This is a genomic window from Neoaquamicrobium sediminum, assembly GCF_013240295.1.
GTDB lineage: Bacteria > Pseudomonadota > Alphaproteobacteria > Rhizobiales > Rhizobiaceae > Aerobium > Aerobium sediminum.
Window position 1 is genome coordinate 549,028 of sequence record NZ_JABETK010000003.1, and the last position, 17,993, is coordinate 567,020.

Below are 17,993 nucleotides of genomic sequence, written 5' to 3' on the forward strand. Positions count from 1 at the left end.
ACAGGTTGTTCGACAACGCACCGCTGGTTCATCCGCGTTTTCGGCTGCGCTCGCGTCTGGATCGAGCACAAATCATAGGAGACTTCGTGCCGGGCTCATGTCGCTTGGATTCCAGAAGGAGCAGAAAGGTTCCTCTTCGTTAGGCTCTTCTGGCGGAGACTGACGGCATTGCCTGCGGCTTCGCCCAGATTACGCATCGTCAACTCGGCGCTCTGCTCCGCTCAAGGATTCCTTAGCTAATAGGTGGCAGCGTTCGAGGGAACAATAATGATAAGAAGCTTGTCCGGATGCTTACTAGTTTAGGACATCCCAGTCGCCTGCGCTTTCTTCTACGCATCGTGCTTCCATTCGCTGCGTTGGCAGTCATGCTCAACGTCGTCGCGGCCGGGTTCTTGTACTGGTCAACCGCCGAAGCCGATCGGATCTCGACGGATCGCCAGAGGGCGCTCGTCGACCTTGTCGTTTCACAGCTTAGGGAAACCGTCGCGCACGACCAAGAGAGCGTGACGGTTTGGGATGACGCAGTTGAGGGTGTTCGGAAACGCGATCTCGGCTGGATCGACGTTAACCTTGGTAGCTGGATGAACAGCTACTTCGGTCACGACGGCGCATACATCCTCGATCCTCACGACGAACCCATCTACGCCTCGATTGGCGGGGGCGTGGTCGATCCGGCCAAGCTTTATGAGATTTGGAGCCGAGCGGGACCGCTTGCAAGCAACTTGAGACGCAGGTTGCGCGATGGGGACGAGGAGGGAATTTCTGACCAAGTGCTTTCAATTGGCACCTCGGACATCGCGGTTGCTGGCGGACGTCCCGCGATCGTGAGTGTGAAACCGATTGTGTCAGATAGCGGTGAGATCGAGCAGATCGCCGGCGAGGAATACCTCCACATTGCGGTGCGCTATCTGGATGGCACGTTGCTTCAGGAATTGCAGGACAGCTACCTGCTCGATGGTTTGCGCTTTACTTGGGATGATGCGGTGGCGGCGGACGAAGCAGCAAGCCCGCTGACCAATTCTGCAGGAAATGTCATGGGCTACTATATCTGGAGGCCCTACCGCCCCGGATCGATCGTCTTTGGCAGCGTCTGGCCGATTTTGGTAGGCCTCTTCGTGATAGGCATGGCAGCGCTCTCGGTATTGCTCCTCGTTCTTCGCCGTCGCTCTCTCTCGCTCAACCGGAGTCAGGCTGAAATCAGGCATATCGCATGGCATGACGGGCTTACGGGACTGCCAAACCGGATTCACTTCGAACATCGCCTGCAGGAGGCTGTGACGACGGCTGCCGATCGGGGCCACATGATAGCGCTGCTTTATCTCGACCTCGACAGATTCAAAGAAGTCAATGACACGCTGGGCCACCCGGCAGGGGACGTGCTGTTGCGCGAGTTCTCGGACCGTCTCAGCCGGGCCGTTGATCCCGCGGACACTGTTGCGCGGCTGGGCGGAGACGAGTTCACCATCATCCTGCGCAATGTGGATAGCGAGGAGGCGATCGAGCAGCTCTGTAGCAAGCTGGTGGAGAGTGCACGCCATCCCTTTCATCTCTCTGACACCCAGATTTTCGTGGGCGTCAGCATTGGCGTTGCTGTGGGGCGGGCGGGAGAGGTGGATGCGATCGATCTCACCCGTCAGGCGGACATGGCGCTTTACGCGGCCAAGAAGAACGGCCGCAGTGGCTATGCCGTATTCACTACAGACTTGGAGACGCTGCTCACCGAGCGACGGGAATTGGAGCGAGATCTTCGCAAGGCTCTGGACTTGCCCGAGCAATTCCAAATCCACTACCAGCCGCTGTTCGAAGCCAAGAGCAGGAAGTTGGTGGGAGTTGAGGCGCTTCTTCGCTGGCAGCATCCCGTTCGGGGCGCTGTTGGTCCGGATGTCTTCATTCCCCTGGCCGAAGAAGCGGGATTGATCGACAGATTGGGTGAAATCGTGCTCAGAGGTGCGTGCACCGCTGCGTGCGGGTGGCCTGTTGAAACGTTGGCTGTAAATGCTTCTGCCGTAGAATTGGCAAACCCGGCCTACGCGATGCGTGTAACAAACATCCTGATGGCGACTGGCCTTAGTCCGAACCGGCTCGAACTCGAGGTCACCGAGACCGCCATGTCTGACATGGATGGCGTCAGCCGAGCGAACGTCGCTGCGCTGAGAAAGCTCGGCGTTCGTTTTGCGTTGGATGATTTCGGCACCGGATTTTCTTCGCTGGGGCGGCTTCAGCAGCTGGATGTGGATCGCATCAAGATCGACCGCAGTTTTATTAGCGGGTTCGGATCCGGGAATGGTGACGAAGCCATTGTCCGAGCGATTGTCGATTTGGCCAAGGCGAGAGGTCTGAGAACGACGGGAGAGGGCGTGGAGACAGCAGAACAAAGCAGCTTCCTCGCCGAAATCGGATGTGACGAACTGCAGGGCTTTTTGATGGGCCGGCCACTTTCGCAAGATGCGCTGCAGGACGTTTTTTTTTCGAATGAGACGAATAATAGAACGAGATCTCACTTCTGAGAGACGGAAATGATCGCCTGTAGAGGTCGCTGCAACTATAGTGTCTGACGCCCGACACTAGGACGTCTGACTCCGTTGGCGCCCGCCAAGTGCGAACTCGGCTTTCCGACCCCCGATTCTTGTTGTCTGCGCTGACGAGCGCCGTCGCCAAAAGCCACGATCCTCGATCGATCAGCCCGCGATACGTCAAATCTTGCGGACAGGCATGGGGATCACATGGCATAGAGGCTCCAAACGAGGAACGTGATGTCAAAAGATCAACCATTCGATGCCGCGCCGATCAGTTCTGGGGTTCCTGGACTGGACCACATTTTGCGGGGAGGTTTTGCCGCCGGTCGATCCCATCTCGTGGAAGGTCGGCCTGGATGCGGCAAGACAACGATTGGCCTGCAGTTTCTGATTGACGGCCGAAATCAAGGTGAGAGGTGTCTCTACATCACCTTGTCCGAAAGCAAACGAGAGCTTCTATCAGTCGCCGAACGACACAATTTTGATCTTAAAGGCATCGAGATTTTCGAACTGGTGCCACCCGAACTGAGCCTTGATGCGGGCAAGCGACAAACCCTGGTTCATTCATCGGATCTTGAGCTCGGGGAAACCGTTCAAATGGCACTCGATGAAATCGAGCGCTTGATGCCCGACCGCGTTGTGTTCGATTCGCTGTCTGAAATCCGCCTTTTGTCTCAGGGGTCGCTCCGCTACCGGCGTCAGGTTCTGGCGCTTAAGAGTTTCTTCCTTCTCAACCGCTGCACGGTCTTGATGCTGGACGACCTGACCGGAGAGAACGACGACCTCAACCTCCATAGTGTCTGTCACGGTGTCATACGTCTCGAACAGCTTGTTCCAATCTTTGGTGGAGAAAGGCGGCGGCTTCGCGTGGTGAAGATGCGTGGTGTGCAGATACGCGGCGGGTACCACGACTTCGTCATCCGACCGGGAGGGGTTACGGTTTTTCCGCGACTGATAGCTGCCGAACACGCCGTGGCGCTCGGTGGCGACGAACTACCGAGCGGTACGAAGCTTGATAGTTTGCTCAAGGGCGGATTGGCTCGGGGAACGACGACGTTGCTTATGGGTCCCTCCGGGACCGGGAAGTCGTCGATCGCATTGTCGTATGTCTATCAAGCGCTTCGCGGAGGTGAACCCTGCTACTTCGTCGTCTTCGACGAGGCGCTACGGATTGTTTTGGAGCGTGCTGCCGGTATGGGCATGCCGCTTGAGGTATTTCTGGAAAGTGGCCTGCTGCAGATTGACCAAGTCGATCCGGCTGAGCTTTCACCAGGAGAACTGGCAAATCGTATCCAACGTGCAGTGGAAGAGCGCGGAACGAAGGTCGTGGTGATAGACAGTCTGACTGGATATCTCAACGCCATGCCGGAGGAGCAGTTTCTGGTCCTGCAAATGCATGAGATCAGCACGTACCTGAACCAAAGGGGCGTGGTGACGTTACTGCTTCTCGCAAATCATGGTTTGGTGGGCCCAATGAGCGTATCCGTCGATCTGACTTATTTGAGCGACACTGTTGTCCTGCTCAGATATTTCGAAGCGCATGGCCGCATCCGCCGGGCAGTTTCGGTAGTCAAGAAACGCACGGGTGCACATGAAGATACGATCCGGGAGTTTGCATTCTCGTCGAAAGGCCTGTCGGTTGGCGAAGCTCTGACCAAATTCTCGGGCGTCCTGACTGGGGTGCCTACCTATCACGGAGCTGAAGAGCACCTCATGGACCAGATGCCTTCCAGTGACGATTGATCCTCACGATGTGCTGATTCTCGCACCAACGGGGCGCGATGCAAGTGTCGCGGCCTCCATCCTCGACGGTCATGGCTATTCATCCATCATATGCTCGACATTGGATGATGCTCTGGATGCCATTGAAGGCTGCTACTGCTTCGTCGTCTCCGAGGAGGCGCTGCTTTCGGAAGATCGAACCCGACTTGCGGGCTGGATCGCGGACCAGCCGGCGTGGTCCGACTACACGCTTGTCCTTTTGACCTGGCGCGGCACGCAACTCGATCAGCGCCTGGATTTCCTGATCGATAACGCCGTGACGCTCGAGCGCCCGTTCGGCCCTCAAGCACTGGGTGCGGCTGTCCGCTCGGCTGTTCGCGCGCGTAAACGACAACTGCAGGTCAAATCGTTCCTTGACGAACGTGACCGTGCAGATGAAAGGCAAAAGCTCTTGATCCGGGAGCTTCACCATCGTGTGAAGAACACATTGGCAAACGTGCAGGCGGTTCTGGGTGCGACCGCGCGCTCCGCGGCGACGGTACAGGATTTCCACCGGAGCTTTTCGGCACGTATTCATTCGCTTGCAAAAACGCACTCTTTTCTCACGGACGACTATTGGCAGCGCGCGTCCCTCCAGGAGATGCTGAAGGCCGAACTGTCGGTATACGACAACGATGCAAAACGTGTCCGACTCTCTGGGCCGGATGTGTTTCTGGTCGCCGATCAAGCGGTTCCACTGGGCATGGCCATCCACGAGCTTGCTACAAACTCTGCGAAATACGGCTCGCTGTCGGCCGGTACCGGAATCGTTGACGTCGAATGGCACACAGATGCCTGCGCAGAAGGGGAAAGGCTGTCACTCTGGTGGCGGGAGAGCGACGGGCCCACAGTTATGCCACCCAGCCACGAAGGCTTCGGTACGATACTGATCGAGCGCGTGTTGAAAGTTCAACTCGAGGCCGATGTGAGCGTCGACTACCGAAGTTCAGGTCTGCAACTGACACTCTCTTTGGTGCTCATGCGCGAGCGACTTGTACCCTCCTACGAAGGGCAATGACCCGTCGGGCGGGCGAGACCGGCAAAGTACGTTTTCTGAGGTCATCGATCAGGAATCCAAAAGGGATCAGTAAGGCAATGGCGCACCATGCCGGTCGAAGAAGCCGCCGCTGTGTTGAGGGCCAAGACGAGCAAAACCCGCCAGCAGATCCAGCGCTGCGTCGGCAGGAGCAAGGACATTGAGCCTGTTCTTGGCGAATGGCGAAGACAGAGGAGTTGCCACTGTACCCGGGTGGACGGCAACGCAGATTGCCTCTGGATGGGTACGGCTGAGCTCGATCGCGGCAGTGCGTACGAGCTGGTTCAATGCCGCTTTGGACGCGCGGTAGCTGTACCATCCGCCCAGCCGATTGTCCCCTATGCTGCCCACTTTCGCCGAAATCGTTGCGAACAGCGCACGGCCCTGGCGAGGCAGGAGCGGCAGGAAGTGCTTCATCAGCAACACTGGACCGATGCTATTTGTCGCGAAAAGCCGCGCCATCGTCTCGGGCTCGATCGCCCGTATGGTTTTCTCGGGCACAGCGGTCCCATCTGCCAGGACCCCTGTTGCATCCACAATCAGCCTTGGCGTCCCCCGGCTTGCGACGGTGTAAGCGGCGGCTGAAATGGTCGCTTCATCGACAACATCTACATTAGGAATGGTACGGCGCGACAGGCCGATCACCTCATCGAACGTTCCTTGTGCTTCAAGCGCTTCGAGCAGTGCCCTGCCGATGCCGCCGGTCGAACCGACCACCACCGCGATATTCACCGAGACCTCCCGTTTCGGTATGGGCAAGCCGCAGCCGGTTGCGATCGCGCGGCTGCGGCCCCGGGCTCAATGGCCCTGCGACGACATCACATTGATGGCATGATGACAGCGTCGATGACGTGTATGACACCGTTATCGGCCTCAATATCGGCCTGGGTGATGTTTGCATCGTTCACTTTGGCGCCGCCCTCAAGCGTGAATGTAACGTTGCTTCCCTGGACCGTGGCTGCGGTCATTCCTTCGGTGAGGTCGGAAGATGCCACGCTGCCTGGTACGACGTGGTAAGTGAGGATCGACACGAGCTGGTCTCGGTTTTCTTCCTTGAGCAGATCGTCAACCGTGCCAGCGGGGAGGGCCGCAAATGCGTCGTCCGTCGGCGCAAAGACAGTGAATGGTCCATCGCCCTTCAGCGTCTCGACCAGGCCCGCAGCCTCGGCAGCTGCAAGCAAGGTGGTGAAGTTGCCGGCCTGGCTGGCGGTGTCGACAATGTCTGCGGCAAGTACGGACGTGGTCATCGCGACGGCAGCTGCGCCGGAAATCATCAATTTCTTCAGCATCTTTGCTTTCCTCTCATGTTCGCGGTTCGGGGAGAGACCAGGGGTCATCTCGCATCGACATACGAGGGGAGCCTTCACGCGGTTCACCGCGGCGAGGTCACAAAGAATTGTGGAGTGTCGAGCTTGGGGCCGGCAACGCTTTGCCGGTGTCAGTCGCGCAGGCAGGTTACGGGAGCGGTGGCTCTGTGACTAGATTATATCGCCTGCAGCTATTCCAAGAGTTGAGGCGGCTTGGTGCGCGTGTGAGGCAAGCACCTCGAAGTGTCGTCTTCGTCCGCTGTTGTCTCGAAAATGGAGACCAACTTGGCGCGTCTCCATCCAACCTTCAATCGACAGCATCCGAACATCCTGCCCATTCTGGAGTTCGGCACGGGCGTAGAGCTCCGGGAAGATGGAGCATCCCATACCTATTGATATCATTTGACGAATGGAATCGAGACTCGTGCCGGCATAATCCTCAATGACCGTTGCTCCCGAGGCCTCTGCCAAGTGCTGAACGTTTTCCAGCAACCGATTACCGCGTCCGAGTGCCAAAAGGCGTTCTTGGCGCAGTTCATCCAAGGCGACAACGTGACGGTGCGCGAGGCGGTGGTCGGCCGGCACCCCGAGATAGAGCCTCTCGTTCCCAATCGGGATGAATGTCAGCGACGGCTCACCGCATGAAGGACCGAGACCGCAGTCGAGCGTACCTTCTGCAACCGCAGTCTCGATCGCAGCCGGACGATCCTCGACTATGTAGATCTTCAGGTCCGGATACGTCTGGTGCAATGGGGGTAGAAACGTCGGTAGGAAGTAAGGCCCGAAAGTGGACGGCGTGCCCAGCCTTATCACGCCGCCAAGCGCTGCGGCGTCATCGGTGACTGCGTCCATCAGATCGTTCATGGCTGCGATGGTAACGCGCGCGCCGTGGAGAAATCGTTCCCCTGTGGGCGTGAGCAGAACGGCGGCCGGAGTACGCTCGAAGAGTTGGATATCGAGGTTCTCTTCAACCAGGGCAATCTGGACCGAGAGCGTCGGCTGGGACACATGACAGCGCTTTGCGGCTTTCCCGAAATGACCGCACTCTGCCAGTGCGACGATATATTCGAGTTGGCGAAGCGTGGGACGATACGGCATGAGCAATAGTTATGCGCTATTGTCGCCATTTCAACAATCAATTGGCGCAATCATCCGGTCGTGACCAGATCAGCCGGGTGGTTATCAAGGAGACACGAAATGGACCCGATTCTGAATGCTCTGCGCAATCGTCGTGCTGTAATCCAGGCCCGCATCGAGCGTGAACAGGCGCGTCCTGCACCGGACAGTCTGGCACTTCAGGGATTGAAAAAGCTCAAGCTCAGGTTCCGGGAGCAGATCGAGTATCTGGAGCGGCTCAACCGGGAAGGGCAGGCGACATCCATCCCCGTCATCCGCCGCAGATTCACTACGCCGACGGCTGCGCGATCACGGGCGTGAGGGTGCAGCCATGCATCGTGCAAGGCGCGAGGATGGGGAGACGGTCCCATGTCGGCTACGGCGGAGCGCGCCAGGCACCGCATGGTCGCCGCTTGCTCTTGCCGCATACGCTGGCAGCGCAGGGATAGTCCCTTTGGATGGCCGGCATGGGCAGGGGTGGCGCATCAACCGCCTGGTTTGTCCAATTGGCCACTCCTCTTTTCGGGTCGCTCATTGCGAGCGTCTGGTCGACTGCAATCCAGCGCTGGCCAAGTGAAATCCGCCGCCGGTTCTGCATAACCGGCGGGGCTCGATTCAATCCCCTGGTCCGGGCCCCTCTGGCGAGAGCTGCCGGTCCTCTCGCGATGTCGGACATTTCAAACCTGGTGAGCGACCGGCGGGAGAGTTCACGTGGAAATTGCCCTCTTGTTCACCGACTGGCTCGGCAAGCCGGTCTGGATGTGGCTCGGCTTCATTTCAATCGTCATCGCACTTCTGGTCTTCGACCTTGGTGTGCTTCACCGCGATAATCGTGAGATCGAGGTTCGTGAAAGCCTGATCTTGTCATCGATGTATATCAGCCTAGGCCTCCTCTTCGGCGCCTGGGTATGGTGGCAGCTGGGCGCCGAGCCAGGTATGAACTATCTCACCGGCTTCGTCGTTGAGAAGACGCTGGCACTCGACAATGTCTTCGTGATCGCTCTGGTCTTTTCCTTTTTCGCAGTACCGCGCAAATATCAGCATCGCGTGCTGTTCTGGGGCATTCTCGGCGTCATCGTGTTGCGCGCGATCATGATCGGGCTTGGCGCGACCCTGGTCTCTCAGTTTTCCTGGGTTCTTTATATCTTCGCGGCGTTCCTGATAATAACCGGCATTAAGATGCTTTGGCTAGGCGACAAGGAGCCCGAGATCGGCAACAACCCCGTGATCCGAGTCGTACGCCGCCTCATAAATGTCACTGACGAACACCACGGTAAGAACTTCTTTGTGAAGAAGCGTGATCCGGTAACCGGGAAGCTGGCCTGGTTTGCAACGCCGCTGTTCATGGCGCTCGTCATGGTCGAGATTGCCGACGTTATCTTCGCAGTGGATTCGGTTCCGGCGATCTTTGCCATCACGACAGATCCGTTCATCGTCTACACGTCCAATATCTTTGCCATCCTTGGTTTGCGTGCGCTCTATTTCGCGCTTTCGGCGATGATCCAGCGGTTCCATTATCTGAAGCCGGCGTTGGCCGTGGTTCTAATCTTCATCGGCTCGAAGATCTTTGTGGCCGACATGCTCGCCCTGGAGAAATTCCCCGCGTCGGTCTCGCTCGGCGTGACGCTGGCGATTATTACCGCTGGCATCTTCTACTCTTTGTGGCGCACGAGCCGGACGGGGGCCCCACAGTGATGGCAACGCTGGTCGCGCCAATGGAATTTGCTCCTTCGAGCAGGTTGTGCTCGGCGCGCTCGCCCGGTCGGACCTGACGATCCCGAAGCCGGTGGCAGGGCGATGGCAGCCTATCTCATGGCAGCAACCAGTCTGAAGGGCGGGACAGCGGTCTCTGCGGGAGGTTTCAAAGTGATCTGGCGATCTCAGCAGTTTCGCGGCGGGCGTTCTCCGCTGTCTTGCCCCTGCCGGGCTTCTGGTCATAGCGGTAGGGCCTCAAGCGACTACCGACGGACGGTCGTGCGACTCATCTGCCTCGCGTGGTCAAGGCATTCGCCAACCTCGCCCCTGGATGGGGTAAACGCTGCGATGCCGGCAACTGAGCAAGGGGTGATCAATCGAAGATGTCAGCGATGGCAGCCTTTTCGGCTTTCTCCCAGCGGCGCACGTCTTTGTTTACGGCTTCGATTTCTTTGTCGCTGAGATGGTGGGCGCCGTCTTTGTCGATGCGACACAGGCTGAAGGGTTCACCGACACTCGAAGAGGTCAAGTCGAGCGCCTGCAGGACACGCAGCACCGCCGCGCAACCAAAACGCAGGGACCGCTCGGTCAGATGGAAGTGGGACAGCAGCGAACCGGCCTGCTGAGCCATAGCCGCGCCACTGCCAATTGCATGGAATCCAATATCAGCGTAGTGGCCGATCATGCCAGACGGCGTTATCTCGACAATCCACGGTTCACCGTCACGCCATCCGGCGGCCATGACGTAAGCCGACGGCGTCCCGCCGCCTTCTTCGCCCGGCACGTCGGGAATGAAGGTGTTGTAGTGATGGCTCAAGATCGGAAGGACCTGTTCCTGCAATGCCCGTCCAATGTCGGGTGCCTCCAGGATCGCAGCGCTGTTCTCGTTGAAGCAACGTTCAACGTCGTACAGAACAGATCGCGCGCCGCTGCCACCCCACGCCGCCAACTTGCCTAGCGGGTGAAGCTTCTCGGCGGGATATGTCATGCCTCGCCCCTTGTCGGTGATCTGGGAGTCCGAGCCGAGCACGACTCCATCTCGGCAAACGGTGGCAAGTACGACCGTCATATTGGGATCCTTTCAAGTCTGGTGGCTGGATGTAACGTCGACCACCCATGCTCCACCATAAAGACAATGGATTGGGCTCAAGGCCTTCCTGTTTACAAATCGGCCCTGACGGCTCTTTGCCTCGCGACCCGTCAATGGAAAGAGGTTTGAGACGTGACACGGTTGGATAACGCATAGAGATCGGCATCGGAGTCTTCCCGCCCGGCAAGTTTGTTCCTGACCACTTCCGCGGCTATACGGGCGTACGTAATGCCGTTGCCTCCATACCCCATCAGCGAGAACAGTCGTGGCCGCCGGTGGACCGGGCCAATCAGTGGCAAGCCGGTTGGCGTAGTGCCGAAGCTGCCAGCCCAAGCGAATTCAGGCATGGGGTCGATGCCGGGCAAGAGCTTGCTAAGCTTGTCGACGATCCGTTGCGTCTTCTTTGCTAACAGCTTGTCTCTAGTCTGTTCGTCCTGGAAATCTTCATCCTCTCCACCGCAGATAACGCGTCCGTCATGGGTGGTGCGAACATAAAGATAGGGATCGGACGCCTCCCAAATCATGGCTTCGCCCGGCCAAAGTCTATCCTTCGGCTGCCGCTTGGTCGCAATCGCCCAGGTCGAAATGATGTCATGTCGATCTGTGTGCACGACATCCATCAGTTCGTACCCTGTCGCGAGTATCACATGACCGGCCTCGATCCGATGGCCCGATCGCATGGTGATCTCTATCGACGATTTGTGGAACTTGATTGCCGAGGCCTCTTCGGGCGCGAAAAGTTGGGCTCCGCGTCGCTGCGCCTGCAGCAAGAGACCCTTCGTCAGCTTGACTGGATCGACGACGAAATTGCCGGTCGAAAGAATGGCGCCGTCACGATCGATGCCGAACCGTTTGGCGAGTTCGCTTGCGGTAAGATATTGTGCGGGCAGTCCCGCGGAGGCGCGAACATCTGCCTCATCGCGCAGCTTGTTCCCGCTGAGCACATTTCCCGCAAGATAGAGTGTCTGGCGATCCGTCATCCGACAGGCGATCTCCAAGCTTTCAATCTGTCCGCGCAGGTTTGCCACTGCGAGCTTCGAGCGGCGCCACGCACGAAACGCTTTTTCGGCTCCGATCGCTTTTTGCAGTTTGGACAATGGAACGTCGATTTCGTGCTGTACCAACGCTGTCGTCGCCGGGGTGGAGCCTAGCGCCGCTCCACGTCGATCCACCAAAATGACTTCGTGACCATCTTCGGAAAGCAGTTCCGCTGTCATCGCGCCGGTGATGCCCGTGCCAACAATGAGGACATCAGTTGTGAGGCTGCGGGTTAGCGTTGAGTGCGCGATAGCTGGAGAGCGATAGGCTTGCCAGACTGGTTTTCCGCTTCTTAAATCGAGCTTGCGCATATTACCTCGGCGGCGATGTCGTGCTCGCGCTCCCCAGTCGAATACAGCCAGATCCTGACTCCAGGAGCCTCCAACCGTGGATTCTTATTCGAGGTCTGCGCCGTTGCTGAAGCCGCCCCGGTTGACCGGGGCGGCAGTTCTTGGGATCGACGAGGACTACCAGGGACGGTACCAGCCCGCGACGACAGTCTGTTTGTCACGATGGTTCCCGCCGAGTGTGCCGCCGAAGTAGGCCGCAGCGGCACTGACGACCAGCGACGCAGCTGCGATAAAGGCTGCAAGCATTGCGGTACGGCGAGCCTGATCCGCCACCTCGCGCGCGTCCTGCTCGAACTCTTGAGCCTGGGCGATCACTTCATTGATGCGTTGCTCTGCCTCTTCAGGAGAAACCCCGGCCCGCTCGGCTGCCACGGCCACGAGATACTGGCGGTCTGCATCAGCCAGTCCGCCATCGGTTGTCACGGCTGACAGCAGGATTCGAGCGACCTCGTCTCGCGTGCCTTCGTCGATCGGGTCGGCACCCGGAGCGCCGCGAAGCGTTCTGTCGACCAGCAGTGCATTTGGATCGAGAGCATCGGTGGCCGCCACTGTGGCCGAGCCTACGGCCGACGCGGCTGCACCTGCGGTCTGTCCGACAACCGTCGCCGTGCCCATTGCGCCGGAATAGGCGAGGGTAGCTGCGACCAGCGTTGCGACGGCCCATACGACGACACCGTGTGAGCCGTCGCGCAGGTCGGATTCATACTCGGTCGCATCGCCGACGCGCCGCCGCATACGCCCGGCAAGATAGCCGCCCGCCATCGAAGCTGAGACCTGAACCCACAAGAGCCAGAGCCCGCCGACGACCGCGATCCAGAACAAGGATGCCGATTGACCTTCATGGGCAGATGTCAGCGACAGGCCCAGCGCCGCGCCGAAGGTCAGCAGGACCAACGAAATGGCAGCTGCAACCGCGGCGCCTGCGAAAATTGCGGACCAATCGACATACGAACGACCCTCATCTGCCTGGGGTGTTACGATGGTTTCTTCAACAATTGCCATCTCAGCCTCCCTCAGCGCAGACCGAAGAAAGACAGGATCGCCATGATCACGACCACGAGCCCGACGAGATAGATGATTCCGTGCATAAGAGCCTCCTGCGTTGCGGAAGGCTAAACGCCGCATTCTCGCCAATGTTCCGCCGGCTTGTTGACCTATTTCGTCGACCATGGCGGCAGATACGCCGTTGGGTCCGGCTGTGCCACGACGCCGTCTTCAATGTCCTGTGCGAGGATGTCCTTAAACGTTTCCAGTATCGCGCCTTCGCCATGCGGCTAGAACGACCGGATTGTCCACTCGCGCAGCTTCACCTGTATCTCGGCTTAGACTTCATGCCGACTGCGACTGCGACATCGTCATGTTGCGTATCCGACCAGCGACCGCTGCAGAAACCGAGTCGTGAATGACGGCAGGAAAGCCCTCGGGCAAAGACTTTTCGATCGACTCGATCGCATCGTTCGCACGTGTGACGACGTCTTCGATTGCATCAGGAACCAGAAATTTCGGCAGGCCAGCTTCAGCGCCGGTTTGAATGAAGTGCCGTGCGTGAACCTGGTCGATGCGATAGTGTCGACTATCGCCGACCGACATCGCCAGCTTCATCTGCTTGCGCTGGATTTGATGGGAGTCGAGGCTCGGTTGTGCCGTCAGGACGTCGTAAAGCGGCGTCATTTGGTAAGTGCCGCCGCTCCCTAGGAAGATGCTGAAATTCTTGGCATGGCCATCGGTCGCGCCAAGGAGCCAGAACAGGATTTGCGCCTTGATGAAGGCAGACTGATCTTCTGCCGGACTATCGCCGCCTTTGAGGAGATCGAGGATCGCGACCATGCCGGGGCCGCCGTCGCTTTGGTATTTCAGCGTAGGAGGAACCGAGAGTGCCTGACAGCAATCCTCTTGCGGCAGGCGGAGCAATCTTCCGTCCGAGGTCCAGCGGCGATCGAACCGCTCGATAATGAGCGTCTTCGTTTTCCCGAATGTTCTGATTTCAGCTTTGTTGACCGGAAGGCCGAACGCTTCGAGAAACTTCAGGCAATAGAACTCGTTCTCGATACTGCTCGACAAATCGATGCCATTGGGCAAGGTGCCGATCTGTGTCTTGAAGATATGCGTTGTAGGGGTCGCACCGTGCGGCTTGATCCATTTGCCATCAAGGTAGAGCAGGGCGGTTTTCTGCTGGGCACCTGCAATCGATATCCGGAAGTCGTCGTCACGGCTCAAGCCAAGCGGTGCTTGCGCGAGGCCGCGCAAAAGTCTGTCGATAGCCGCGTCATCAACAGCTTCGCCCTTGATCGTGCCGGTCGCATCGATCGCCTCGTCGTCAGCGGGGATGAATTGCAGGGCTCCTACACAGTCGTGGCCGATTGCCGCGAGCATGCTGTAAGCGTCAGTTCCCCGCGCGCCGACTTTTTCGGCCACCCGGCGGCGCAGTGCGTCGGAGTCGGGGAGCAGGTTATCGAATACCGCGATGACCGGTTTGCCTCGGAAAGGCGTTTCCCGTAGGGGCAGCGATAGTGAAATAGGGAGAGTATGCTCCCAATCGAGCCAGCTTTGATCATACTGGAATTCCAGCGCGCCGCTTGTTTCCTTGCTGAAAAATCCGACCAGCCGGTTATTGAGATAAACGCGTAGCGGCTCATACGTGCGACGTCGCGCCATCAGAAGATGTCCTCAATGTCCGAAGGATGGCGTTTCGATCGCGGTAGGATTCTGAATTCCAGATCGAGGGCGGCGAGGACGGCAAGAACTGTCTCCAGTTTCGCCGCCGGGTTGCCGGTTTCGATAAGGGAAATGGTCTCCTGCCGCAGTCCCGCTTTGGTGCCGAGCTCAGTCTGGTTAAGGCCCTGCTTTTTGCGGGCGCGCTGTACGATGTTTCCGATCTGCTTCGGATTGCGTGCCAAGTTTGTCATTTCGGTAGTTATGCTCTAATTCCGATAAAAGGTCAATATCGGATTTAGCACATAACGACGGATTATGTGTTAACCGCGATAAAATAGATCTTATGCATTCGGTCGCATAAAGAGCTGTCACGGCGGTTGAGGAGATCTCCAATGTACTAGGGTCCGGACCCATAAAGGGGTTCCGTCACGCGGCCTGATATGATTCACGGCCTCCGAAAGGAGGACAGCAATGAATCGGGATCAATTCTGGCTGACCGACGAGCAGTTCGCGAAGCTGAGACCGCACCTTCCCACCGACACCCGTGGCAAGCCTCGCGTGGATGACCGGCGGGTGATCAGCGGCATCATCCATGTCATCAAGAGCGGAGGGCGTTGGGTTGACGCACCTTCCGTCTACGGTCCGAGGAAGACACTCTACAACCGCTTCCAGCGCTGGGCAGCCAAAGGGATATGGAGCTCCATATTCCACGCCCTGGCCAATGCCGGTGGTCCACCTGCTCAGTTGCTCATCGATTCCTCTGCCGTCCGAGCCCATCGCAGTGCGGCGGGAGGAAAAAAGGGGAACTCAACCAGGCGATCGGCAGATCGCGCGGCGGCCGCACCACCAAGATCCATGCCCTGACCGATGGACTTTGCAGGCCTGTTGCCTTCCTCCTGACCGGAGGCCATGTCGCCGACTGCAAGGCCGGCGAAGTGCTCATCCAGCGGATGCCGTCGACATCTCTTCTGAACGCTGACAAAGGCTATGACAGTGACGCCATCCGTCGTCAGGTCAAGGCGCGCGGCGCCTTTGCCAACATACCGCCGAAGGCAAACCGGAAGTGGAAGAACTGCTTCTCCCCTATCTCTACCGCGACCGCAACGCCATCGAGCGCATGTTCTGCCGCCTCAAGGACTTTCGTCGCATCGCTACCCGCTATGACAGGCTTGCAACCAACTTCCTGGCCGCCATCTGCATCGCGGCAACCGTCAGCTACTGGTTATGAGTCTGGACCCTAGTCTAGGATTCGGTGAAACACTTCGTCATCGACCAGTAGCCGAATTGCCTTCTTGGTGTCATTGTTCCTGGTGATGATGCCACATCGTCAGTCCATTGTCGGCGCGCTGGCGCTGTCAGCGATCATCATGCTCACGCCCTAGAGTGAAAAGGAGGTAGTAATGACAACCTCTAGAATTTCGATGCGTGGAGTTTTCTATCCCGACGAGTTCGAAGAAATGCGCGACGAACTGTCCCGCGGTGACGTTCCCGACGAAAACGTCAGCAGAGCGTGGAGGACGCGCGTAGGTAATTTTTGAGCGGAACACGAGCAAGGGTGAAGCTAACCCCGCCGCCGACCATTCCGGGTCCAGCGATCTTCCAATTGAATAGGGGCTGAAAATGTCCCAGTTCATCGCCCCGCTGGCACCGGCCCAGGCGGTCTTCTGTAACCCTGCTTAACCGTCCGTATCGTCGTCAGGATTGTCGACTTCACAGCCGATGCCGTGGCAACCGATGTAGTTGCCATCGGGATCGAAATTGGGATTGCCGTCTCTATCGAAGCTTGGCCGCGTATCGATGTCGTCGCTGCGTTGCGATGCCTGCCGGTCGCGATCGCGTCGTTCTTGTGCCTCCATTCGGTCGAGCGAGCGCTGTTCATCCGCTGTGCGTTGCGCATCTTGCCTCATCATGCACGTGGCAAAGCCGTCCGTTCCCGGTTGGAACCCGAAGGAGTTGCATTTTTCAGCGTCCATCGCGCGCTGATCGTCGGTGCTGACACACCCAGCCGCAGCAAACGGCAAAAGCAGGATCGGCAGGAGTTTGAGTGTCAATCTCGGCATTGTCCCTCTCCGATAGCCGCCCGCCGCCACAACAAGGTAACCACACGTTGCGCTTTCGGACAACCTGCGCGCGAATTGCAGTTGAGCTCGGTGCTTCCATTTCTTCCGCGTCCAATGGCGACTTGCACGTTTTTAGGATCTCACCTTCCTGTCTGGTGCGATTGAAATTGCCCCGAGCGGAAGCTGCCGTATCCGAGGCCCCACCGGGGCATATTCGGGGCTTTGCGTGCGGACCCCGCCGTAACGTCCCCGAGCGCCGCTTAGGGTCCGGACCGCTCCGAGCTAGCGGTCCTAGTATTAGCGATATTTGACATCCACCACCTGTAGGTTCACGCTGTCTATCCGATTGAAACAAATAGGGAGCGAAAGATGAGCATTACGACCAGATGGAACGATTATCGGCCAACGAAGGGTGGGCTCGTCTGGACAGCAGTCGGTGCCAGTGTCTTGACGATGGTTGTCGGCTTCACTTGGGCCGGATGGGTCACAGGCGGCTCTGCTCAAGCGATGGCGGACCAAGCCTCGCAGGACGCACGTGAGCAACTGGTCGCATCGCTCTGTGTCGAGAATTTCATCGCCGACGCAAACGCCGCAAATAACCTCGTCGCTCTGAAGAAGGAGAGCGCCTATCAGCAGGATGACTTCATCGAGGATGGCGGATGGAACACTGTCACGGCACTCGATAAACAAGTTAGCGGCGCCTCTGATATCTGTGCCGACCAACTCATAGCGATGGAATCGCTTCCAGCGCGAACGGTAACTCCGGATTCGTCTGCCGACGAGATGCCGGCGACCGACAGTTAAATAAGTGGCTGCTCTCGGGCGGTGACGAGGTTGCCGCCCAGGCCCTGCGGGGACAATTGGTATCAGGAACACCGCATATGGACGCTTTGGAAACTCCGCTTTGCGCCAGCCATATGGGACACCTGCGCCCCGGTAGTGTTTCTTGTCGGAACTCGCGATGAAAATTGCTGCTATCTGGCTCTTGTGGAGCGTCCTAGCAATGTGGCCGGTCGCGGCGCTTTGCGACGACTTGTCCGACCGCAGCGCAAACATTCACAAAATCGTTGCCGCGCTCGATGCAACCGATCTCAGCGCAAATGAAATCCGTTCGCTCAAAAGCTACAACGGTATAAATGTTATCGACCTGAGCGAATTTGACTCAGCATATGAGAACCAAGCGATCGAATTGGCTCTGAGAGATACAGATGATGGCTGGGCCATGGTACAAACTGCCATCGTAGCCAACGAAAAGCTCAAGCTGGAACTTTTACGCCGCTCGGTGGCGATTCGTAATATCGTCGCCGCAACGATGGACGATAGGGAAACAATCACAATCTACGTTCGGTGACATTGAACCGTCCGATAC

16 protein-coding genes and 1 pseudogene are annotated in these 17,993 nt (G+C 58.1%); 8 read left to right on the forward strand and 9 right to left on the reverse strand.

Features of this window, described 5'->3' with window-relative positions:
- Positions 1-365: 365 nt before the first annotated feature.
- The 3 genes from HK436_RS25345 (at position 366) to HK436_RS25355 (ending at position 5,295) form a co-directional block, all read left to right on the forward strand.
- On the forward strand, positions 366-2,507 hold the full coding sequence (locus HK436_RS25345; protein ID WP_244649399.1) for a putative bifunctional diguanylate cyclase/phosphodiesterase: 2,142 nt from the start codon (positions 366-368) through the stop codon (positions 2,505-2,507).
- 246 nt (positions 2,508-2,753) lie between these two features.
- Entirely contained in the window at positions 2,754-4,259 is a 1,506-nt protein-coding gene (locus tag HK436_RS25350) for an ATPase domain-containing protein (protein WP_173194435.1), read from the forward strand.
- Entirely contained in the window at positions 4,249-5,295 is a 1,047-nt protein-coding gene (locus HK436_RS25355; protein ID WP_312860738.1) for a sensor histidine kinase, read from the forward strand. Before HK436_RS25350 ends, HK436_RS25355 begins: the two co-directional genes overlap by 11 nt.
- A 66-nt stretch (positions 5,296-5,361) precedes the next feature.
- On the opposite strand, the gene HK436_RS25360 is transcribed toward HK436_RS25355, so the two are convergent.
- The 3 genes from HK436_RS25360 to HK436_RS25370 form a co-directional block, all read right to left on the reverse strand.
- Complete coding sequence (locus HK436_RS25360) at positions 5,362-6,045, reverse strand: SDR family NAD(P)-dependent oxidoreductase (protein WP_312860739.1); 684 nt, start codon at positions 6,043-6,045, stop codon at positions 5,362-5,364.
- Between the two features lie 86 nt (positions 6,046-6,131).
- Positions 6,132-6,587 (reverse strand): fasciclin domain-containing protein, encoded by a 456-nt coding sequence (locus HK436_RS25365; protein WP_376769215.1) that lies wholly within the window; start codon positions 6,585-6,587, stop codon positions 6,132-6,134.
- Positions 6,588-6,791: 204 nt separating this feature from the next.
- Positions 6,792-7,718 carry a hydrogen peroxide-inducible genes activator gene (locus HK436_RS25370; RefSeq protein ID WP_173194437.1) on the reverse strand — a complete coding sequence of 309 codons (927 nt, stop codon included), beginning with the start codon at positions 7,716-7,718 and terminating at the stop codon, positions 6,792-6,794.
- 99 nt (positions 7,719-7,817) lie between these two features.
- Between HK436_RS25370 and HK436_RS25375 the strand changes: the two genes are divergently transcribed.
- Positions 7,818-8,057: a YdcH family protein gene (locus HK436_RS25375; RefSeq protein WP_173194438.1), complete on the forward strand. Its 240-nt coding sequence runs from the start codon at positions 7,818-7,820 to the stop codon at positions 8,055-8,057.
- A gap of 390 nt (positions 8,058-8,447) precedes the next feature.
- Positions 8,448-9,431: a TerC family protein gene (locus HK436_RS25380; RefSeq protein ID WP_173194439.1), complete on the forward strand. Its 984-nt coding sequence runs from the start codon at positions 8,448-8,450 to the stop codon at positions 9,429-9,431.
- Positions 9,432-9,804: 373 nt separating this feature from the next.
- Here HK436_RS25380 and HK436_RS25385 read toward each other — a convergent pair whose 3' ends face one another.
- The 5 genes from HK436_RS25385 to relB form a co-directional block, all read right to left on the reverse strand.
- On the reverse strand, positions 9,805-10,500 hold the full coding sequence (locus HK436_RS25385) for an Ntn hydrolase family protein (RefSeq protein ID WP_173194440.1): 696 nt from the start codon (positions 10,498-10,500) through the stop codon (positions 9,805-9,807).
- Between the two features lie 131 nt (positions 10,501-10,631).
- A complete protein-coding gene (locus HK436_RS25390) occupies positions 10,632-11,870 on the reverse strand; it encodes an NAD(P)/FAD-dependent oxidoreductase (RefSeq protein ID WP_173194441.1) in 1,239 nt (412 codons plus the stop codon).
- Between the two features lie 156 nt (positions 11,871-12,026).
- Positions 12,027-12,911 (reverse strand): hypothetical protein, encoded by an 885-nt coding sequence (locus tag HK436_RS25395; protein ID WP_173194442.1) that lies wholly within the window; start codon positions 12,909-12,911, stop codon positions 12,027-12,029.
- 327 nt (positions 12,912-13,238) lie between these two features.
- Entirely contained in the window at positions 13,239-14,564 is a 1,326-nt protein-coding gene (locus HK436_RS25400) for a type II toxin-antitoxin system HipA family toxin (protein WP_173194443.1), read from the reverse strand.
- Positions 14,564-14,815, reverse strand: a complete 252-nt coding sequence (gene relB / locus HK436_RS25405) for a type II toxin-antitoxin system RelB family anti-toxin (RefSeq protein WP_173194444.1) — start codon at positions 14,813-14,815, stop codon at positions 14,564-14,566. Before relB ends, HK436_RS25400 begins: the two co-directional genes overlap by 1 nt.
- A 220-nt stretch (positions 14,816-15,035) precedes the next feature.
- Here relB and HK436_RS25410 point away from each other — a divergent pair.
- A pseudogene (locus HK436_RS25410) lies at positions 15,036-15,792 on the forward strand (IS5 family transposase).
- Positions 15,793-16,240: 448 nt separating this feature from the next.
- Here HK436_RS25410 and HK436_RS25415 read toward each other — a convergent pair.
- On the reverse strand, positions 16,241-16,654 hold the full coding sequence (locus HK436_RS25415) for a hypothetical protein (protein ID WP_312860740.1): 414 nt from the start codon (positions 16,652-16,654) through the stop codon (positions 16,241-16,243).
- 339 nt (positions 16,655-16,993) lie between these two features.
- On the opposite strand from HK436_RS25415, the gene HK436_RS25420 reads away from it, so the two are divergent.
- A complete protein-coding gene (locus HK436_RS25420; protein WP_173194445.1) occupies positions 16,994-17,428 on the forward strand; it encodes a hypothetical protein in 435 nt (144 codons plus the stop codon).
- Between the two features lie 157 nt (positions 17,429-17,585).
- On the forward strand, positions 17,586-17,975 hold the full coding sequence (locus HK436_RS25425; protein WP_173194446.1) for a hypothetical protein: 390 nt from the start codon (positions 17,586-17,588) through the stop codon (positions 17,973-17,975).
- Positions 17,976-17,993: the final 18 nt, after the last annotated feature.